At 46.4% G+C, this 19,543-nt stretch carries 18 protein-coding genes; all 18 read left to right on the top strand.

The window, feature by feature from the left end; genetic code table 11:
• Positions 1-141 precede the first annotated feature (141 nt).
• The 18 genes from purE to pcrA all read left to right on the top strand — a co-directional run bounded on the left by purE (position 142) and on the right by pcrA (position 19,511).
• On the top strand, positions 142-630 hold the full coding sequence (gene purE, locus NLX67_RS07990; RefSeq protein ID WP_046180187.1) for a 5-(carboxyamino)imidazole ribonucleotide mutase: 489 nt from the start codon (positions 142-144) through the stop codon (positions 628-630).
• Positions 623-1,750, top strand: a complete 1,128-nt coding sequence (purK, locus tag NLX67_RS07985; RefSeq protein ID WP_254311194.1) for a 5-(carboxyamino)imidazole ribonucleotide synthase — start codon at positions 623-625, stop codon at positions 1,748-1,750. Before purE ends, purK begins: the two co-directional genes overlap by 8 nt.
• A gap of 29 nt (positions 1,751-1,779) precedes the next feature.
• A complete protein-coding gene (gene purB, locus NLX67_RS07980) occupies positions 1,780-3,075 on the top strand; it encodes an adenylosuccinate lyase (RefSeq protein WP_254311191.1) in 1,296 nt (431 codons plus the stop codon).
• Between the two features lie 66 nt (positions 3,076-3,141).
• A complete protein-coding gene (locus NLX67_RS07975) occupies positions 3,142-3,279 on the top strand; it encodes a hypothetical protein (protein WP_254311188.1) in 138 nt (45 codons plus the stop codon).
• Positions 3,280-3,392: 113 nt separating this feature from the next.
• Complete coding sequence (purC, locus tag NLX67_RS07970) at positions 3,393-4,106, top strand: phosphoribosylaminoimidazolesuccinocarboxamide synthase (protein WP_254311178.1); 714 nt, start codon at positions 3,393-3,395, stop codon at positions 4,104-4,106.
• The gene (gene purS, locus NLX67_RS07965) at positions 4,106-4,360 is read left to right on the top strand and encodes a phosphoribosylformylglycinamidine synthase subunit PurS (RefSeq protein WP_045849142.1); all 255 of its coding nucleotides are present in this window, start codon (positions 4,106-4,108) and stop codon (positions 4,358-4,360) included. Before purC ends, purS begins: the two co-directional genes overlap by 1 nt.
• A complete protein-coding gene (purQ, locus tag NLX67_RS07960) occupies positions 4,357-5,040 on the top strand; it encodes a phosphoribosylformylglycinamidine synthase subunit PurQ (RefSeq protein ID WP_254311176.1) in 684 nt (227 codons plus the stop codon). The genes purS and purQ overlap by 4 nt, the downstream gene beginning before the upstream one ends.
• The gene (gene purL, locus NLX67_RS07955; protein WP_254311174.1) at positions 5,024-7,252 is read left to right on the top strand and encodes a phosphoribosylformylglycinamidine synthase subunit PurL; all 2,229 of its coding nucleotides are present in this window, start codon (positions 5,024-5,026) and stop codon (positions 7,250-7,252) included. Before purQ ends, purL begins: the two co-directional genes overlap by 17 nt.
• Complete coding sequence (gene purF / locus NLX67_RS07950; RefSeq protein ID WP_046180194.1) at positions 7,228-8,661, top strand: amidophosphoribosyltransferase; 1,434 nt, start codon at positions 7,228-7,230, stop codon at positions 8,659-8,661. Before purL ends, purF begins: the two co-directional genes overlap by 25 nt.
• Positions 8,662-8,679: 18 nt before the next feature.
• Positions 8,680-9,705: a phosphoribosylformylglycinamidine cyclo-ligase gene (purM, locus tag NLX67_RS07945; RefSeq protein ID WP_254311173.1), complete on the top strand. Its 1,026-nt coding sequence runs from the start codon at positions 8,680-8,682 to the stop codon at positions 9,703-9,705.
• Positions 9,702-10,286, top strand: coding sequence for a phosphoribosylglycinamide formyltransferase (gene purN, locus NLX67_RS07940; RefSeq protein WP_254311170.1), 585 nt, complete (start codon positions 9,702-9,704; stop codon positions 10,284-10,286). The genes purM and purN overlap by 4 nt, the downstream gene beginning before the upstream one ends.
• Positions 10,286-11,821 carry a bifunctional phosphoribosylaminoimidazolecarboxamide formyltransferase/IMP cyclohydrolase gene (purH, locus tag NLX67_RS07935; protein ID WP_254311167.1) on the top strand — a complete coding sequence of 512 codons (1,536 nt, stop codon included), beginning with the start codon at positions 10,286-10,288 and terminating at the stop codon, positions 11,819-11,821. Before purN ends, purH begins: the two co-directional genes overlap by 1 nt.
• A 15-nt stretch (positions 11,822-11,836) precedes the next feature.
• The gene (gene purD / locus NLX67_RS07930; RefSeq protein WP_254311165.1) at positions 11,837-13,102 is read left to right on the top strand and encodes a phosphoribosylamine--glycine ligase; all 1,266 of its coding nucleotides are present in this window, start codon (positions 11,837-11,839) and stop codon (positions 13,100-13,102) included.
• 274 nt (positions 13,103-13,376) lie between these two features.
• Positions 13,377-15,113, top strand: coding sequence for an adenine deaminase C-terminal domain-containing protein (locus tag NLX67_RS07925; RefSeq protein ID WP_254311163.1), 1,737 nt, complete (start codon positions 13,377-13,379; stop codon positions 15,111-15,113).
• A gap of 34 nt (positions 15,114-15,147) precedes the next feature.
• Positions 15,148-16,125 (top strand): DUF3048 domain-containing protein, encoded by a 978-nt coding sequence (locus tag NLX67_RS07920; protein ID WP_254311161.1) that lies wholly within the window; start codon positions 15,148-15,150, stop codon positions 16,123-16,125.
• 2 nt (positions 16,126-16,127) lie between these two features.
• Positions 16,128-16,427: a YerC/YecD family TrpR-related protein gene (locus tag NLX67_RS07915; RefSeq protein WP_046180201.1), complete on the top strand. Its 300-nt coding sequence runs from the start codon at positions 16,128-16,130 to the stop codon at positions 16,425-16,427.
• A 159-nt stretch (positions 16,428-16,586) separates the two neighbouring features.
• Entirely contained in the window at positions 16,587-17,285 is a 699-nt protein-coding gene (gene pcrB / locus NLX67_RS07910) for a heptaprenylglyceryl phosphate synthase (RefSeq protein WP_254311160.1), read from the top strand.
• 33 nt (positions 17,286-17,318) lie between these two features.
• Complete coding sequence (gene pcrA, locus NLX67_RS07905; protein WP_046180203.1) at positions 17,319-19,511, top strand: DNA helicase PcrA; 2,193 nt, start codon at positions 17,319-17,321, stop codon at positions 19,509-19,511.
• The last annotated feature ends 32 nt before the right edge of the window (positions 19,512-19,543 follow it).

The following is a 19,543-nucleotide window of genomic DNA, read 5'->3' as shown; positions in this document are numbered from 1 at the left end:
AGGATGTGAGTCACAAAGGCGTTGCGGCACGATGCCGCGCTCTTAGCCTTTGCTCTAAGACAAATTGTCTTATGCTTGTCGCTGATAGGCAGGCGTCTGCCACTTTTCTTTTGTAAAAAAATCTCACACTGGAGGATCAAGATGACGATTGAAGTTGGCGTTATTATGGGTAGCACATCAGACTGGGAGACGATGAAACACGCATGCGACGTGCTCGACGAACTTGAAATTCCGTATGAAAAAAAAGTCGTTTCAGCACATCGCACACCGGATTTAATGTTCGAATACGCGGAAACGGCACGCGAGCGCGGCCTTAAAGTCATTATTGCCGGCGCAGGCGGGGCGGCTCACTTGCCAGGCATGACAGCAGCGAAAACAACGCTGCCGGTCATCGGTATACCGGTTCAGTCAAAAGCGTTAAACGGGCTTGATTCTCTCCTGTCCATCGTTCAAATGCCAGGTGGTGTTCCGGTTGCAACAACGGCTATTGGGAAAGCAGGAGCCACCAATGCCGGCCTGCTCGCTGCGCAAATTTTGTCGATTGCAGACACTGAGGTAGCGGAGCGGTTAGACAAGCGCCGAAAAGAAACCGAAAAAACCGTATTGGAAAGCAGTGATCAGCTTGGCTAGAACGATCATTGAACCAGGAAAAACAATTGGCATTATCGGCGGAGGGCAGCTGGGGCGGATGATGGCGTTGGCCGCAAAAGAAGCGGGCTTCCGCATCGCCGTGCTCGAGCCGGCAGAAGGTGCACCTTGCACACAAACAGCTGATATCGTCATTCAAGCCCCTTACAACGACAAAGACGCGCTGAACCGGCTTGCTGAAGTGAGCGACGTGATTACGTACGAATTTGAAAACATTGACTATGAAGGCTTAAAAGAGCTGATGAAAACGGCATATATTCCACAGGGCGCGGAATTGATCCGCATTACACAAAACCGCATTTTTGAAAAAGAAGCGATTGCGGATGCCGGTGTCCCGGTTGCTCCATATCGGGTGATTAAAACAGAAAATGATCTTGAACAGTCCATTGCCGAGCTCGGATTGCCAGCTGTATTAAAAACGGCGACAGGCGGCTACGATGGAAAAGGGCAGTTTGTTTTAAGAGAGACGTCACAAGCTTCGGAAGCAGCTGCATTGCTCGGACATGGTGACTGTGTACTCGAACAATGGATTCCGTTTGAGAAAGAAATTTCTGTTATTATTACACGCAATTCAGAGGGCGAAACAACGTACTTTCCGGCAGCAGAAAACATTCACGTCGACAATATTTTGCATGAATCAATTGTGCCGGCGCGTATCTCAGAACAAACGGAGCGGGCTGCACGTGAAGCAGCTGAAAAAATTGCAGCTGCTTTGTCACTTGTCGGCACACTGGCGGTGGAAATGTTCGTCACGCGTGAAGGCAGCATTTACATTAATGAAGTAGCACCACGGCCGCATAATTCTGGTCATTACACAATTGAAGCATGCGGTATTTCCCAATTTGGCCAGCACATCCGCGCTGTCTGTAACTGGCCGCTTAAAAGCACCTCGCTTCTGAAGCAGGCTGTGATGGTCAACGTGCTTGGTGAACATGTGGAAGGCGTTGTGCAAGCGATTGTGCACAAGCCAGAATGGTCCGTTCATTTATATGGAAAAGACGAAGCAAAAGAAAAGCGCAAAATGGGGCATGTGACCATCTTGACCGACAATCTTGAAGAAACGTTAAATGACATTGAAAACAGTCGTATTTGGACAAAATAATCGAATTATCAATCGGAGGATGACAAACAATGATCGAACGCTATACACGACCTGAAATGGGCAGTATTTGGACAGAAGAAAATAAATTCAAAGCATGGCTTGAAGTGGAAATTTTAGCTTGTGAAGCATGGTCAGAGCTTGGCGACATTCCAAAAGAAGATGTGGAAAAACTACGCGCAAATGCAAGCTTCGATATTGACCGCATTAATGAAATTGAACTGGAAACACGCCATGATGTTGTTGCCTTTACACGTGCTGTATCTGAAACACTTGGTGAAGAACGCAAATGGGTACATTACGGATTAACGTCAACAGATGTTGTTGATACGGCCCTTTCTTATTTATTAAAACAAGCGAACGACATTTTGCGTAAAGACATTGAAAACTTCATTGACATCCTCCGCAATAAAGCGATTGAACATAAACATACAGTCATGATGGGCCGTACACACGGAGTTCATGCGGAGCCGACGACATTCGGATTGAAAATGGCGCTTTGGTACGAAGAAATGAAACGGAACCTGGAGCGTTTTAATGACGCAGCAGACGGCGTTCAATACGGAAAAATTTCCGGCGCAGTCGGCACATATGCAAACATTGATCCATTTGTTGAAAAATATGTGTGTGAAAAGCTTGGCACAAAACCGGCTCCTGTTTCAACACAAACATTGCAGCGTGACCGCCACGCGCACTACATGGCGACATTAGCGCTTGTCGCTGCTTCAATTGAAAAGTTTGCAACAGAAGTACGCGGCCTGCAAAAATCAGAAACACGTGAAGTGGAAGAAGCATTTGCAAAAGGACAAAAAGGATCGTCAGCAATGCCGCACAAACGGAATCCAATCGGATCTGAAAATATGGTTGGCCTTGCACGCGTGATTCGCGGCCATATGGTAACAGCGTATGAAAATGTAGCACTTTGGCACGAGCGCGACATTTCGCACTCATCTGCAGAGCGCGTAATTTTGCCGGATGCAACAATTGCGTTGAATTACATGCTGAACCGTTTCGGCAATATTATCAAAAATTTAACAGTATTCCCGGATAACATGAAACGCAACATGGACCGGACGCTCGGCCTTATTTATTCACAGCGTATTCTTCTTGCATTGATTGATAAAGGCATGGCGCGTGAAGCGGCCTATGATACAGTGCAGCCGCGGGCGATGGAAGCATGGGACAAGCAAGTTCATTTCCGTTCATTAGTAGAAGCGGACGAAACAATCACATCAAAATTGTCGCCGGAAGAAATCGCTGACTGCTTTGATTACAACTACCACATTAAACATGTCGACACGATTTTTGACCGTATTGGATTGAACTAAGAAGAAAAGCGCAAGGCGGCCGTTCAGGCCCGGCAGACGTAAGACGGACCAGCGAAGTGGTGCTCTTTGCCACATAGCAGAGACGGCTTACGACCAAGGGGCTGGCCGCTTGGAGCTGGACAGAGAAAAGCGCAAGGCGGCCGTTCAGGCCCGGCAGACGTAAGACGGACCAGCGAAGTGGCGCTCTTTGCCACACAGCTGTGACGGCTTATGACCGAGGGACTGGCCGCTTGGAGCTGGACAAAGAAAAGCGCAAGGCGGCCGTTTAGACCGCCTGAAGTTGGACAAAAAAAGCCGGAACCCGGGAGGATCACATCATGCAAAAAGGCAAGCAGCTGTACGAAGGAAAAGCGAAACGCATTTATGCGACAGACCAGGAAGACATCGTCTGGATTGAATACAAAAATTCGGCTACCGCATTTAACGGTGAAAAAAAAGCCGAAATTGACGGCAAAGGCCGCTTAAACAATTTAATCACAGGGCTTTTGTTCGAAAAGCTCGCCCAAAAAGGCATTGAGTCTCATTTTGTAGAGCAGCTGTCTGAAAACGAGCAGCTCGTTAAGCATGTAAATATCATCCCGCTTGAAGTCGTTGTCCGCAATGTTGCTGCCGGCAGCATTGCGAAGCGGCTCGGCTTTGAAGAAGGCGTCCGGTTCAATGAGCCAATTGTTGAATTTTATTACAAAGACGACGAGCTTGGCGATCCGCTGCTAACAGATGATCACATTCGTTTGTTAAACGTCGCGGCACCTGAAGAAGTGCAGATTTTGAAAAAGGAAGCATTGCGTGTCAATGAAGTACTTATCCCGTTGTTTGATGAAATGGGCGTTGATCTTGTGGACTTTAAAATTGAATTTGGCCGCCAAAAAGACGGCAGCATCCTGCTTGCCGACGAAATCTCACCAGATACGTGCCGGTTATGGGAAAAAGGCACAAATCGTAAACTTGATAAAGACTTGTTCCGCCGCGATCTTGGCGGGCTGACAGAAGCATATACCGAAATCTACAATCGACTTGGAGGAACTCTATAATGTATAAAGTAAAAGTTTACGTAACACTTCGTGAAAGTGTATTAGACCCGCAAGGAAAAGCTGTGCAGCAATCACTATCAAGCCTTGGCTACCAAGGTGTAGAAGATGTGCGTATCGGCAAATACATGGAGCTTCAATTCGATGATTCTGTGACAGATGTAGAAGGCACAGTAAAAGAAGTATGCGAAAAGCTTTTGTCCAACCCGGTTATTGAAGATTACCGATATGAAATCGAGGAGAGTGCGAACCAGTGAAATTTGCAGTCATCGTATTTCCAGGGTCCAACTGTGATGTGGACATGTACCATGCGGTAAAAGACGAATTAGGGGAACAAGTTGATCTTGTCTGGCACGATGCGGACAATCTTGATCAATATGACGGCATTTTACTTCCAGGCGGCTTTTCATATGGCGACTACTTGCGTTCCGGCGCGATCGCACATATGTCAAACGTTATGGCAGCCGTAAAAAAAGCAGCAGAAGCGGGCAAGCCGGTTCTTGGTGTCTGCAACGGGTTTCAAATTTTGCTTGAGTCAGGTCTTCTTCCAGGCGCTATGCTCCGCAATAAAAACTTGAAATTCATTTGCCGCACAGTTGAACTGTCGATTGAAAACAATGAAACAATGTTCACGTCTTTATATGAAAAAGGCGAGAAAATCAGCATTCCGGTCGCGCACGGTGAAGGTAACTACTACTGTGACGACGCAACGCTTGCGAAATTAAAAGAAAACAATCAAATTGTATTCTCTTATGCGAGTGATGTAAACGGAAGTCTTTCTGACATCGCCGGCATTACAAACGAAAAAGGCAACGTACTCGGCATGATGCCGCATCCGGAGCGGGCTGTAGATGAACTTCTCGGCAGCGCAGACGGACTTAAACTTTTCCAATCAATTGTGAAACACTGGAGGGACTCTCATGTCGTTAACGCTTGAACCAAATCCACAGCAAATTAAAGATGAAAAGCTGTACCGTACGATGGGCTTGACAGACGAAGAATTCGATAAAGCAGCAGAAATTATTGGACGTTTACCAAACTACACGGAAACAGGTCTTTTCTCCGTTATGTGGTCCGAGCACTGCAGCTACAAAAACTCAAAACCAGTCTTAAGCCGCTTCCCGACAAAAGGCGATCACGTCTTGCAGGGGCCAGGCGAAGGTGCCGGCATCGTGGACATCGGCGACAATCAAGCGGTCGTATTTAAAATCGAGAGCCATAATCACCCATCTGCTATTGAGCCTTATCAAGGCGCGGCAACAGGCGTCGGCGGTATTATTCGTGACGTATTTTCTATGGGCGCGCGTCCGGTGGCGATTTTAAACTCGCTTCGTTTCGGTGAATTGGAAACATCCCGTGTGAAATACTTGTTTGAAGAAGTTGTGGCAGGCATCGCCGGTTACGGAAACTGCATCGGCATCCCGACAGTTGGCGGCGAAATCGGCTTTGACCCGTCGTATGACGGCAACCCGCTCGTTAACGCAATGTGTGTCGGTTTAATCGACCATCAAGACATTCAAAAAGGCCAGGCAAAAGGTGTCGGCAACACCGTTATGTACGTAGGGGCAAAAACAGGCCGCGACGGCATTCACGGTGCGACATTTGCATCAGAAGAACTGAGCGAAAGTTCTGAAGAAAAACGCCCGGCGGTTCAAGTAGGCGATCCATTTATGGAAAAATTGCTGCTCGAAGCGTGCCTTGAGTTAATTCATAACGATGCCCTTGTCGGCATTCAAGATATGGGTGCGGCAGGTTTAACAAGTTCATCTGCTGAAATGGCGTCTAAATCTGGTTCAGGTATGGAAATGAATCTGGATTTAATCCCGCAGCGTGAAACAGGTATGACACCGTACGAAATGATGCTGTCTGAATCACAGGAGCGTATGCTCATCGTTGTCGAAAAAGGACGCGAAAAAGAAATCGAAGACTTGTTTTCAAAATACGGTCTTGAAGCAGCATCTGTCGGCGTCGTGACAGATGACAAAATGCTCCGCCTTCTTCATAAAGGAGAAGTGGCTGCAGAAGTGCCAGTTGACGCGCTTGCAGAAGATGCGCCGGTTTACCATAAGCCTTCAGCAGAACCGCAATATTTCCGTGACTTCCAGGCAATGGAGCAAAAAACACCAGAAGTGTCTGATTATAAAGAAACACTTGTAAATCTTTTGAAACAGCCGACTGTGGCAAGCAAAGAGTGGGTATATGATCAATATGATTACCAAGTTCGTACAAACACAGTTGTCGCACCAGGTTCTGATGCAGCGGTTATCCGCCTGCGCGGCACGAACAAAGCACTGGCGATGACGACAGACTGCAACGCACGCTACATTTACTTAGACCCGAAAACAGGCGGTAAAATTGCAGTAGCCGAAGCAGCGCGTAACATCGTTTGCTCGGGTGCACGTCCACTTGCGATTACAGACGGATTAAACTACGGAAGCCCTGAAAATCCGGGTGTATTCTGGCAGCTTGAGCAGTCAGCAGACGGCATCAGTGAAGCGTGCCTTGCACTTCAATCACCGGTTATCGGTGGAAATGTCTCTTTATATAATGAAACAAACGGTACAGCGATTTATCCGACACCAATTATCGGCATGGTCGGTTTAATCGAAGACGTGAACCATATTACAACACAAGCGGCCAAAGCAGCCGGCGACCTCGTTTACGTCATTGGCGATGCAGCTAATGAATTCGGCGGAAGCGAATTGCAAAAAATGATGAATGATGGCAAAATTTCTGGAAAATCACCAGCTATCGATTTATCCGTAGAAAAAACGCGTCAGGATGCTCTTCTTGCAGCGATTCACTCGGGTCTTGTTCAGTCAGCCCACGATATTTCAGAAGGCGGCTTTGCAGTGGCTCTTGTTGAGAAGTTATTTGGGACAAGCTTTGGTGCAAACGTATCGCTTGAAGGCGAAGCTACAGCAGCTTTATTTGCTGAAACACAGTCACGTTTTGTTGTCACAGTAAAAGCAGAATACAAAGAAGCATTTGAAGCAACTGTACAGGATGCAAAACAAATTGGTGAAGTCACTGCTCAGCCAGTCGTATCAATTTTAATTAACGGAGAAGAAGTGGTACAGGCACCGGTCAACGAACTGGAGGATGCCTGGAAAGGAGCTATTCCATGCTTGCTGAACTCAGAGGCTTAAATGAAGAGTGTGGCGTATTCGGTGTCTTTGGCCACGAAAACGCATCACAAATCACCTACTATGGCCTTCAAAGCTTACAACACCGTGGACAAGAAGGTGCCGGCGTCGTCATGAGCGACGGCGAGCGCCTCCGTGGTCATAAAGGCGAAGGACTTGTCACGGAAATTTTCAATCAGGATATCGTCAACGGATTGACAGGATCAGCAGCAATTGGACACGTCCGCTATCAGACAGCAGGAGGCGGCGGCTATCAAAACGTACAGCCGCTTCTTTTCCACTTTCAAACTGGGAGCCTTGCGCTTGCGCATAATGGCAACCTTGTAAATGCAACATCTCTCAAGCGTGAGCTTGAAGCACAGGGAAGTATTTTTCAAACGACATCTGACACGGAAGTGCTGGCGCATTTAATTCGCCGCAGCAGCTACGGATCGATGAAAGACCGTTTGAAAACAGCCCTGTCAATGGTCAAAGGGGCATACGCATTTTTGATCATGACTGAAAATGAAATGCACGTGGCACTTGATCCACAGGGGCTTCGTCCACTTTCAATTGGCAAGCTTGGCAATGCCTATGTGGTCGCGTCAGAAACGTGCGCCTTTGACATTATCGGAGCTGAATTTTTACGCGACGTAGAACCGGGCGAATTGATTACGATTAATGACAGCGGTCTTCATTCAGAGCAATTTGCGGCTGGTGTCAGCGACGCGATGTGCACAATGGAGTATGTTTATTTTTCCCGTCCGGACAGTGACATTCATGGCATTAACGTTCACAGCGCCCGTAAGCGTCTCGGCAAAATGCTCGCAAAAGAAGTGGATTCGGCTGTTTTGGAAGCAGACGTTGTCACAGGTGTACCGGATTCGAGTATTTCTGCTGCGATCGGTTTTGCGGAAGCAACGGGTATTCCGTACGAATTAGGCTTAATTAAAAATCGGTATGTCGGCCGGACCTTTATTCAGCCATCCCAGTCGCTTCGTGAACAAGGGGTGAAGATGAAGCTTTCTCCTGTCCGGGGTGTTATTGAAGGGAAAAAAGTAGTGATGGTGGACGATTCAATCGTTCGCGGCACGACGAGCAGACGAATTGTTACGATGCTAAAAGAAGCCGGAGCGAAGGAAGTCCATGTTGTGATCAGTTCGCCGGCGATTAAGCATCCGTGTTTTTACGGCATTGATACATCTGAAAAAGGTGAATTGATTGCCGCTCACCATACAAATGAAGAATTGCGTGAATTAATTGGTGCTGACTCATTAACGTATTTGAGCGCAGAAGGCACGATCGAAGCCATTAACCACCGCAAAGGCGCCCTCGGCGAATGCGGACAATGCATGGCTTGTTTTACAGGAGAATATCCAACGGAAATATTCCCGGATACACAGCATCCGCATGACAAAGAAATCATGTGCTAACGTTGAGGAGGAACTAAAATGGCAAAGTCGTATGAAGCAGCCGGTGTCAACATCGAAGCGGGATACGAAGCGGTTGAACGAATGAAAAAACATGTAGAACGGACGAAGCGGGCCGGTGTGATGGGAGCGCTTGGCAGCTTCGGAGGCATGTTTGATCTGTCCTCTTTAAATTTAAAAGAACCAGTTCTTGTGTCGGGAACAGACGGCGTCGGCACAAAGCTGAAGCTTGCATTTATGATGGACAAGCATGACACAATTGGCGTTGACTGTGTGGCAATGTGTGTGAATGATGTAGTCGTCCAAGGAGCAGAACCGCTGTTTTTCCTTGATTACATTGCATGCGGAAAAGCGGTGCCGGAAAAAATCGAGCAAATCGTCAAAGGTGTGGCGGACGGCTGCGAGCAGGCAGGCTGCGCCTTAATCGGCGGCGAGACAGCTGAAATGCCAGGCCTCTATGACGAAGAAGAATACGACATGGCCGGTTTCACTGTTGGCGCTGTTGAAAAAAGCGCAGTTGTGACAGGTGATGATGTGAAAGAAGGCGACGTGCTGATCGGTCTTGCGTCAAGCGGCATTCACAGCAACGGCTATTCACTCGTCCGCAAGATTTTCTTTGAAAAGCATAATCTCGCTGTTGATGCACAAGTAGAGGGCCTTTCTGTTCCACTTGGTGAGGCATTAATTGAACCGACGCGTATTTATGTGAAGCCGGTTCTCTCTGCTTTGAAAAAAGCGAAGGTCAATGGCATGGCACACATTACAGGCGGCGGCTTTGTTGAAAATATTCCACGCGCATTGCCAGCAGGACTTGGTGCAACGATTGAAGAAGGGTCGTGGCCTGTTCCGGACATTTTCAATGTACTTGAAACATACGGTGAACTGGATCGTCAGGAAATGTACAACATTTTCAACATGGGCATCGGATTCGTATTGATCGTGCCACAAGAAGAAGAAGCAAATGTAAAAGCAGCACTCCAAGAAGCTGGCGAAAAAGCGTACACAATCGGACGCGTATCGAACGGCGAAGGAGTTACAGTTCAATGACGAAAATTGCCTTGTTTGCATCCGGCAGCGGAAGCAACGTGCAGGCAATTGCTGAGGCGGTGGCAGCAGGACAGGTTCCTGCTGAAATCGCCTTGCTCGTCTGCGATAAACCGGATGCGTACGTGCTGCAGCGGGCAGAAGCATTCGACATCCCGGCATTTTCTTTCCAGCCGAAGCAATATGAATCGAAAGAAGCATTCGAAAGTGAAATTGTGGACCGTTTGCAGGCGGCCGGAGTAGAATTTATTTTTCTAGCCGGCTATATGCGTTTAATAGGTCCAGTTTTATTAAGTGCGTACCGGAACCGGATCGTAAACATTCACCCGTCGCTACTCCCGGCTTTCCCGGGAAAAGATGCAATTGGACAAGCATTTGACGCTGGGGTGAAAATTTCCGGTGTGACCGTTCATTTCGTTGATGAGGGCATGGATACCGGTACGATCATGGACCAGGAATGTGTGCGGATTGAAGAAGGCATGACACGCGAAGGTCTGCAAGAAGCCATACAGCACATTGAGCATAGTCTTTACCCGAACATGATTACAAAACTTTTGAACGGAAACAGGGAGGAACAGAACTGATGACTAAACGCGCATTGATCAGCGTATCAGACAAAAACGGCGTCACGGATTTTGCAAGAGAAATCGCGGCGCTTGGCTACGAAATTGTCTCAACAGGCGGAACGAAAAAAATGCTTTCAGAAGCCGGTGTGCCGGTAAAAGGCGTAACGGATGTAACGGGATTCCCGGAAATTTTGGAAGGCCGCGTTAAAACATTAAACCCGTACATTCATGGCGGCTTGCTTGCAAAGCACGGAGAACCGGATCATCAAAAACAGTTGGACGAGCATAACATTCAGCCGATCGATATCGTTTGTGTAAACCTGTATCCGTTCCAGCAGACGATTGCAAAGCCGGATGTCACTACAGAAGACGCGATTGAAAACATTGATATTGGCGGACCGGCGATGCTTCGGGCGTCAGCGAAAAATCATGAATATGTTACTGTAATCGTCGATGCAGGCGACTACGATCAAGTGCTTTCGGAATTAAAAGGCGATGGCAAAACGACACTTGAAACACGCCGCAAGCTTGCTGCAAAAGTATTCCGTCATACAGCAGCGTATGATGCGATGATCGCCGGCTTTATGACCGATCTTACAGGTGAAGAAAATCCGGAAAAACTAACGGTCACATATGAATTGAAGCAAAGCTTGCGCTACGGTGAGAACCCTCATCAAAAAGCAGCTTTTTACGCACAGCCGCTTGGTTCCACGTTCTCTGTGGCACAGGCTGAGCAGCTTCACGGAAAAGAGCTTTCATACAATAACATTCGCGACACAGATGCAGCCCTTCAAATCGTCAAAGAATTTGAAGAGCCGGCTGCAGTTGCCGTTAAACATATGAATCCTTGCGGTGTGGGTGCAGGAGCAACGATCGAAGAAGCTTATGCACGGGCATATGAAGCGGATCCAACGTCGATTTTTGGCGGCATTGTTGCGTTGAACCGTCCTGTTTCAAAAGAGCTTGCTGAAAAACTGCATGAAATTTTCCTTGAAATCATTGTGGCGCCTTCTTTTGATGAAGAAGCAATTGACGTTCTTTCTAAAAAGAAAAACATTCGTCTATTAACGCTTGATTTTGCTAACGGCAAAAAAGGTGAAAAAGTATTTACATCGGTTGAAGGTGGGCTTCTTTCACAGGATCTTGATGAATTGTCTTTAGCGGATGCTGACGTGAAAGTAGCGACAAAGCGCGAACCAACTGAAGAAGAGTGGACAGCGCTTAAACTTGGCTGGAAAGTGGTAAAACACGTTAAATCAAATGCAATTGTTGTAACAGATGATAAAATGACACTTGGTGTTGGGGCCGGCCAAATGAATCGCGTTGGTGCGGCAAAAATTGCGCTTGAGCAAGCGGGTGAAAAAGCAAAAGGAGCAGCACTTGCATCTGATGCATTCTTCCCGATGGATGATACGGTTGAAGCGGCAGCGAAAGCGGGCATTACAGCGATCATTCAGCCAGGCGGATCGATTAAAGATGAAGATTCGATTAAAAAAGCCGATGAATACGGCATTGCGATGGTCTTAACCGGCATCAGACATTTTAAACATTAAGAGGGGGGCTTATCCATGAACGTACTAGTTGTTGGACGCGGTGGACGCGAACACGCAATTTGCAAAAAAGTGGCGGAAAGCCCGCTCGTTGAAAACGTCTTTTGCGCGCCGGGAAATGCCGGCATCGGCCGCGATGCAAGCATTGTGAACATTGATGAAATGAACTTTGCGGACATTGCCTCTTTTGCGAAAGAGCAAAACGTTGGTCTTGTGATCATCGGTCCTGAAAATCCACTTTCTGCCGGTATCACGGATTATCTGGAGCAAGAAGGCTTAAAAGTATTTGGTCCGAAACAAAACGCAGCTATTTTAGAAGGCAGCAAATCTTTCTCAAAAATGATGATGGAAAAGTACAACATTCCAACAGCCCGCTACCAGTCGTTTGAAGACTATGATGCAGCGAAAGCATACATTGAGCAAGAAGGCGCGCCGATCGTATTGAAAGCGGACGGTCTGGCAGCTGGAAAAGGCGTTACCGTTGCGATGACGCTTGAAGAAGCACTTGCGTCTCTTGATGACATGATGCTCGATAAAAAATTCGGTGATGCATCTGCCCGTGTGGTCGTGGAGCAATATTTGCAGGGAGAAGAATATTCTCTTATGGCATTTGTACATGGTGAAAACGTCTATCCGATGGAAGCGGCGCAGGATCATAAGCGCGCGTTTGACAACGATGAAGGCCCGAACACTGGCGGTATGGGTGCGTATTCACCGGTGCCGCACATTTCGCAGGCGATTAACAACCAATCCGTTGAAGACATTATCCGTCCAATCGCAAAAGGCATGGTTGCGGAAGGACGTTCGTTTACAGGGATCGTTTTCGCTGGTTTAATGCTGACAGAAGAAGGACCAAAAACGATCGAATTTAATGCCCGTTTTGGTGATCCAGAAACGCAGGTTGTCCTGCCACGGTTGGAAAATGATCTCGTTCAAGTGATGCTGGACGTGCTTGACGGCAAAGATCCAGAACTGACATGGAAAGACGAGTCGGTTCTTGGCATCGTTTTGGCAGCAAAAGGCTACCCGGAAGCATATGAAAAAGGCCATGAACTAAAAGGGCTTGATGCGATTGATGCCGGGTCTGTTATTCATGCGGGCACGTATTCAGACACGGATGTGATTCGCGCAAATGGCGGTCGTGTTCTGCTTGTAACAGGAAGCGGATCAAATCCAACAGAAGCGCAGAAGCATGCGTACGAAAAGATGCAGCATGTCGATACGGAACACTTCTTTTTCCGCAGCGATATCGGCAGCCGTGCGATTGCGAAAGCTGGTTTGTAAGAAGGAAGAGGCTGTCTCATCATGAGGCAGCCTCTTTGGTTATAACGGCTCAAGCTGTGCAAGTTACGTTATTTGTTTTGTTTTAATTGGGACATGAATAAATTCCTATTTTTCAAGTTGTCCCGAAAATCAGACTAATGCAAGTTTCTCGCCAAAAGTTCGAACTTTTTTCACAAAATCAACTATTCTTTAGTGCGTTATTAGTACGATATATGTTACGATGAATAAAATTACATAACTTGAAAGCGATATCATTTTGAGAGGAACGATTGTAATGTCTGATATAAAACATAAATGGAAAAATAAACAAATACGCGATCAGATTGCTGTTATTGACCGAAAAAAATCACCCACGCTTGTTTTGAAAAATGCCCGCTATCTTCATTCAGCACTGAAGCGGTGGCTGACAGGGAACATTTGGATATATGAAAACCGCATCGTGTACATTGGCAGTGCAATGCCTCGATCAGCTGATGAAATTTATGATTGCACCGGTAAAACAGTTGTACCCGGGTACATAGAGCCGCACGTCCACCCGTTTATGCTGTATAATCCTAAGACGTTTGCGGAATATGCTGCAAAACGCGGAACAACTACCCTGGTTAATGATAACTTAATGATGTTGCTGGCACTCGAAAAAAAGAAAGCGTTTTCCTTAATAGAAGAATTAAACAAGCAGCCAGTATCGATGTACTGGTGGTGCCGGTACGATGCTCAGACAGAACTGGACAATGAAGATGAGATATTAGGGAACGGCACAATAAATTCTTGGCTGGAAAATGAAAATGTCCTTCAGGGCGGTGAATTAACAAGCTGGCCAAAGCTGTTGGACGGTGACGATATGATACTGTACTGGATGCAGGAAACGAGAGGAATGAAAAAACGGATTGAAGGGCACTTTCCTGGAGCTTCTGAAAGAACATTGGCAAAAATGGTTTTATTCGGGGCGGATGGCGATCATGAGTCTATGACAGGAGAAGATGTTAGAAGACGGCTTATGAATGGAATGATGGTGACGCTCCGACATTCATCAATTCGTCCGGATTTAGAAAAACTTCTGACAGAGATGAAAGAGATGGATCTTGATCAATATGACATGATGATGTTTACAACAGACGGATCATCTCCGGCTTTTTATGTAGATGGCATTATTGATAAAATGATCCAGATAGCCATTAATCATGGCGTTCCGCCGATTGATGCGTATCATATGGCTTCTTATAATGCGGCCCGCTACTATCGTATGGAACATTTGCATGGTATGATCGCACCGGGGCGCATAGCCAGTGTTAATATTTTAACGGATGAATTTCATCCGAATCCGGAAGCTGTCGTCTCTAATGGCATCTGGGTTAAAAAGAATGAAATGGATACGGATCCTTTTCCTGATGTAAATTGGCAGATGTTTGGTCATTCGAAAATGCAATTTAATTGGAATTTGATTGAAGATGATTTACAATTTTCGATGCCATTCGGAATTGAGATGGTGAATAATGTCATTACAAAACCGTGTAAAGTCATAAAAGATGTAGCGGGCGAGCATTTCTACATGGATGACGACCAAAATTATCTTGTGCTTCTTGATTATGAAGGAGAATGGCGTGTTAATACAACGATTAAAGGATTTGCGAACGATATACAAGGGTTTGCGTCTTCGTTTTCCAGCACGGAGGACATTCTTTTGATCGGCTCATCTAAAATAGAAATGCGCCGTGCATTTGAGCGAATGCAGGAACTTGGCGGCGGGATTGTGCTTGCGGAAAATGGGAAAATTATCCACGAAATTCCACTTCCGTTATCGGGAATTATGTCCGATCAGCCCTTCGAGGTTGTTGTCGAACAGGAGTTAAAACTAAGAGAATTGCTGTCGGAGCGCGGTTATCGATACGAGGACCCTATTTATTCTTTGCTGTTTTTAACATCTACCCATTTGCCTTATATCAGGATTACATCGCGAGGGATGTATGACGTCATGAAGAAAACGGTACTCTTTCCGACGATAATGCGTTAAAATAGTAAAGTAAAACTATTTTCGGAGTGTCGATATGAGAAAAAAATGGATGGCAATGGCCACAGCGGCCATTTTGATCAGCGGCTGTGCAAGTGCTGAGCCTGCCAATACAAATGTACAAAGAAACGAAATCAACCCTTTAACTGGTGTGGAGTCATCTGATACAGAACATCGGACCGTGGCAGTTGTCGTCAGCAATCATCCTTTCGCCCGTCCGCAAACGGCTCTTGATGAAGCAGACATGGTCTATGAAGTTTTAACAGAAGGCGGGATTACCCGCTTTTTAGCGCTTTATCAAAGCGAATATCCGGACAAAATTGGACCGGTCCGCAGTGCACGTGATTATTTTATTGATCTTGCAGAAGGGTATAATGCGCTATTTTTAGCTCACGGCTACAGTCCGGAGGCGCAGGAAATTCTTTTGTCTGGCGACATCGATCAGCTAAATGGCATCCAGTATGACGGAGATGTCTTTAAGCGGGACAGCTCACGGAAAGCGCCTCATAACTCGTATGTGGATGTTGAAGAAGCGTTGGATATGGCGGAACAAAAAGGCTACAGCCTGGACACAGCACCATCGCGTCTTTCATTTTTATCAAATAAAGAAAAAATGTCACTGACCGGTGAGCCCGCTGCCGCGGTTTCGATTCGTCCGTCTTCAAATGACTTGTTTGAATCGGCGTATGAGTTTGATGGCGATTCCTATCATCGATCCATTGGCGGCACAGATATAGAGGCGGACAATATTTTTATTATCGAAGCGGACCATCGCGTTGTCGATGCTAAAGGGCGTCTGGATATTGATTTGAAGTCCGGTGGTGACGCATTTCTTATTCAGGACGGCGTGTTGAATTTGGTGAGGTGGCGTAATCAAAACGGTCGAATTATTCCATACACAGAAAATGGTGCAGCATTTGTGCCAGGCAAAACGTGGATTCATGTCGTGCCGGCATCAAGAGGGTTAAACAAAGCAGTTAATGTGGAAATAGACGGTGAAGGGAATGGAAGCTGATTATGCAAATAGATAAATTGCGCGGAAAAGGGCTGGACCAGCTTTTTCAGGCAGTCCTCTCATTAAAAGACATGGAAGAATGCTATCGGTTTTTCGATGATTTATGCACCGTGAATGAAATTCAGTCACTGGCCCAGCGGCTTGAAGTGGCACGTATGCTTCAAGACGGCAAAACGTATCATAAAATTGAAACAGAAACCGGCGCGTCGACCGCCACAATCTCCCGCGTTAAACGATGCTTAAATTACGGAAACGACGGCTACGAATTTGTGCTGAAGCGTGTTCATAATAAAGAAGAATAAGAAAAAAGCAGTCTCTTTAGCAGAGCTGCTTTTTCTTTGTTTTCACAAGCTGCTGTTTACGTTCAGAATGGAATGATCACATGCACGCTGAACGAATGAACCAGGGTCGGTTTCGTGATATAATACGAAGTTGTAATTGAATGATTGGAGGCATCCTGCATGTATGATGTTCGCGAATGGCGGCATGTGTTTAAATTAGATCCGAATAAAGAAATAGATGATGAATTGCTTGAGCGTGTGTGCGAGTCTGGAACAGATGCAATTGTGGTAGGCGGTTCAGACGGTGTGACGCTTGATAATGTGCTGGAATTAATGGTTCGCGTACGGCGGTTTCCGCTTCCGTGTGTGTTGGAAGTCTCTTCTCTTGAGATGGTGACACCGGGTTTTGATTTATATTTTATCCCGGCCGTTCTGAATACAACAGAAGCAGACTGGATTACCGGTCTTCATTTTGAAGCAATGAAAGAATATGGGGAGCTTATGAATCCGGATGAACTGGTTGTGGAAGGGTATTGTATCGCAAACCCTGAATGCAAGGCGGCGAAACTGACCGGTGCTTTGAAAAAACCGGATGCGGAGGATATCTCAGCTTATGCACGATTGGCCGGTCACTTATGGAAGCTGCCAATTTTTTATTTAGAGTACAGCGGCATGTATGGCGACGTAAAAGCTGTCCAAAAAGCAGCGGATATATTATCGGAAACAAAGACGACGTTTTTCTATGGAGGCGGCATTAAAACGGCTGAACAGGCGAAAGAGATGGGGCAGTACGCCAATGTCGTTGTGGTTGGCAATGCCATATATGATTTTCCAGAAGAAGCATTAAAAACCGTTACAGCGGTAAAAAATAGTGTATAATAAAGAACAAATGTTCCGAATGGTGGTGGCAGAATGCAATTTTTAACAGATCGACTATTAAACGGCTTAAATCCGGAGCAGCAGGAAGCCGTCAAGACGACAGAAGGACCGCTTCTCATTATGGCCGGTGCAGGCTCCGGCAAAACGCGTGTCCTGACGCACCGAATTGCGTATTTAATTGTCGAAAAAGAAGTGAACCCGTACAACATTTTGGCGCTCACGTTCACAAATAAAGCGTCACGTGAAATGAAAGATCGGATTGGCGCCCTGCTTGGCGGCGCGTCGGAAGAAATCTGGATGTCGACGTTTCACTCAATGTGTGTGCGTATTTTGCGCCGCGACATTGACCGAATCGGCTACAGCCGCAATTTTACGATTTTAGATACAGCAGATCAATTGTCGGTTTTGAAAAGCATTTTAAAAGACCAAAACATTGACCCGAAAAAATTTGATCCGCGTGCGCTGCTTGGCGCCATCAGCTCATCTAAAAATATCTTAGTTGATGCGGCGGCATTTGCACGTCAGCAAGGCGGCTATACGGATAAGGTGACGTCAGATGTGTACACCGAATATGAGAGGCGCTTAAAGAAAAACAACGCGCTTGATTTTGATGATTTGATTATGCTGACGATCCGCTTGTTTGAACGCGTACCGGAAGTGCTTGAATTTTACCAGCGTAAATTCCAATATATTCATGTGGATGAGTATCAGGATACAAATAAATCACAGTACACACTTGTCAAGCAATTGGCGAGCCGTTTTCAAAATCTGTGTGTTGTCGGGGACAGCGATCAGTCGATTTATCGCTGGCGCGGAGCGGATATCGCTAACATTCTATCGTTTGAAAAAGATTATCCGCATGCAAAAGCAATCTTCCTGGAGCAAAATTACCGTTCCACGAAGCGGATTTTGCAGGCGGCGAATGAAGTCATTGAAAAAAATTCGAACCGCAAGCCGAAAAAGCTTTGGACGGAAAATGCCGATGGGAAAAAAATCGCTTATTTCCGAGCGGACAGTGAACGGACCGAAGCGGAGTTTGTTGCCGGGAAAGTAAAAGAGCTTTCTGCCATAGGAAGAAAACAGTCCGATTTTGCGGTGCTGTACCGTACCAATGCCCAGTCGCGTTTGATTGAGGAAACACTCATGAAATCAAACATTGACTACACAATCGTTGGCGGCATTAAGTTCTATGACCGAAAAGAAATTAAAGATTTGCTCGCGTATTTACGGCTTATTGCTAATCCGGACGATGACATCAGCTTATCGCGGGTCATCAATGTGCCAAAACGAGGTCTTGGCTCCACATCGCTTGATAAAATTGCCCGCTACGCGCAGGAGCACGACATTTCCATGTACCAGGCGCTTGCCGAAGTAGACTTTATCGGCTTGAGCGGAAAAGCAGCTAATGCGGCAGCGGATTTTCGGGATATCATTCATATTTACACGCAGCAGCAGGAATACCTTTCCGTTTCAGAGCTTGTTGAACAAGTGATTGACCGGACCGGATATGTCGATATGCTGGCAGCGGAAAAAACAATTGAATCACAGACGCGGATTGAAAATATTGAAGAGTTTTTGTCCGTTACGAAATCATTTGAAGAGTCAAGTGAAGACAAAACGCTGATCGCGTTTTTAACCGATCTTGCTCTTGTTGCCGATATCGATCAGCTTGGCAAAGAAGAGGAATCGACAGAGTCTGTTGTTCTAATGACACTTCACTCCGCCAAAGGACTTGAATTCCCAGTCGTCTTTTTGATCGGCATGGAAGAAGGAGTCTTTCCGCACAGCCGCTCACTTATGGACGAAGAAGAAATGGAAGAAGAACGCCGTCTCGCCTACGTCGGCATCACACGTGCGGAGAATGAGCTGTATATAACCAATGCGGAAATGCGGACTCTGTATGGGAGAACGAATATGAACCCGGTGTCTCGTTTTATTAGTGAAATTCCCGAAGATTTGCTGGAATCCGAAAATCCGAAGCAGCAGTCAAGAAAACAAATGCCATTTGGCCAGAAAACGCGTCCAGCCGTGACAAGACCGCAAAACAATGCAGCTGCACAGCTGAACTGGCGTGTGGGCGACAAAGCGGTACACAAAAAATGGGGCACAGGAACGGTTGTGGCAGTAAAGGGAAGCGGAGACAGCACCGAACTGGATATTGCGTTTCCGAGCCCGACAGGCATCAAAAGGCTTCTCGCGCAATTTGCACCGATTGAAAAGATTTAAGGATCATTTGGGCCCGAGATCGGTTTGCAATT

Origin of the sequence: Domibacillus sp. A3M-37, from assembly GCF_024213455.1 — a bacterium.
Taxonomy (GTDB): Bacteria; Bacillota; Bacilli; order Bacillales; family Domibacillaceae; genus Domibacillus; species Domibacillus tundrae.
This window is presented reverse-complemented; position numbering and strand designations above follow the sequence as displayed.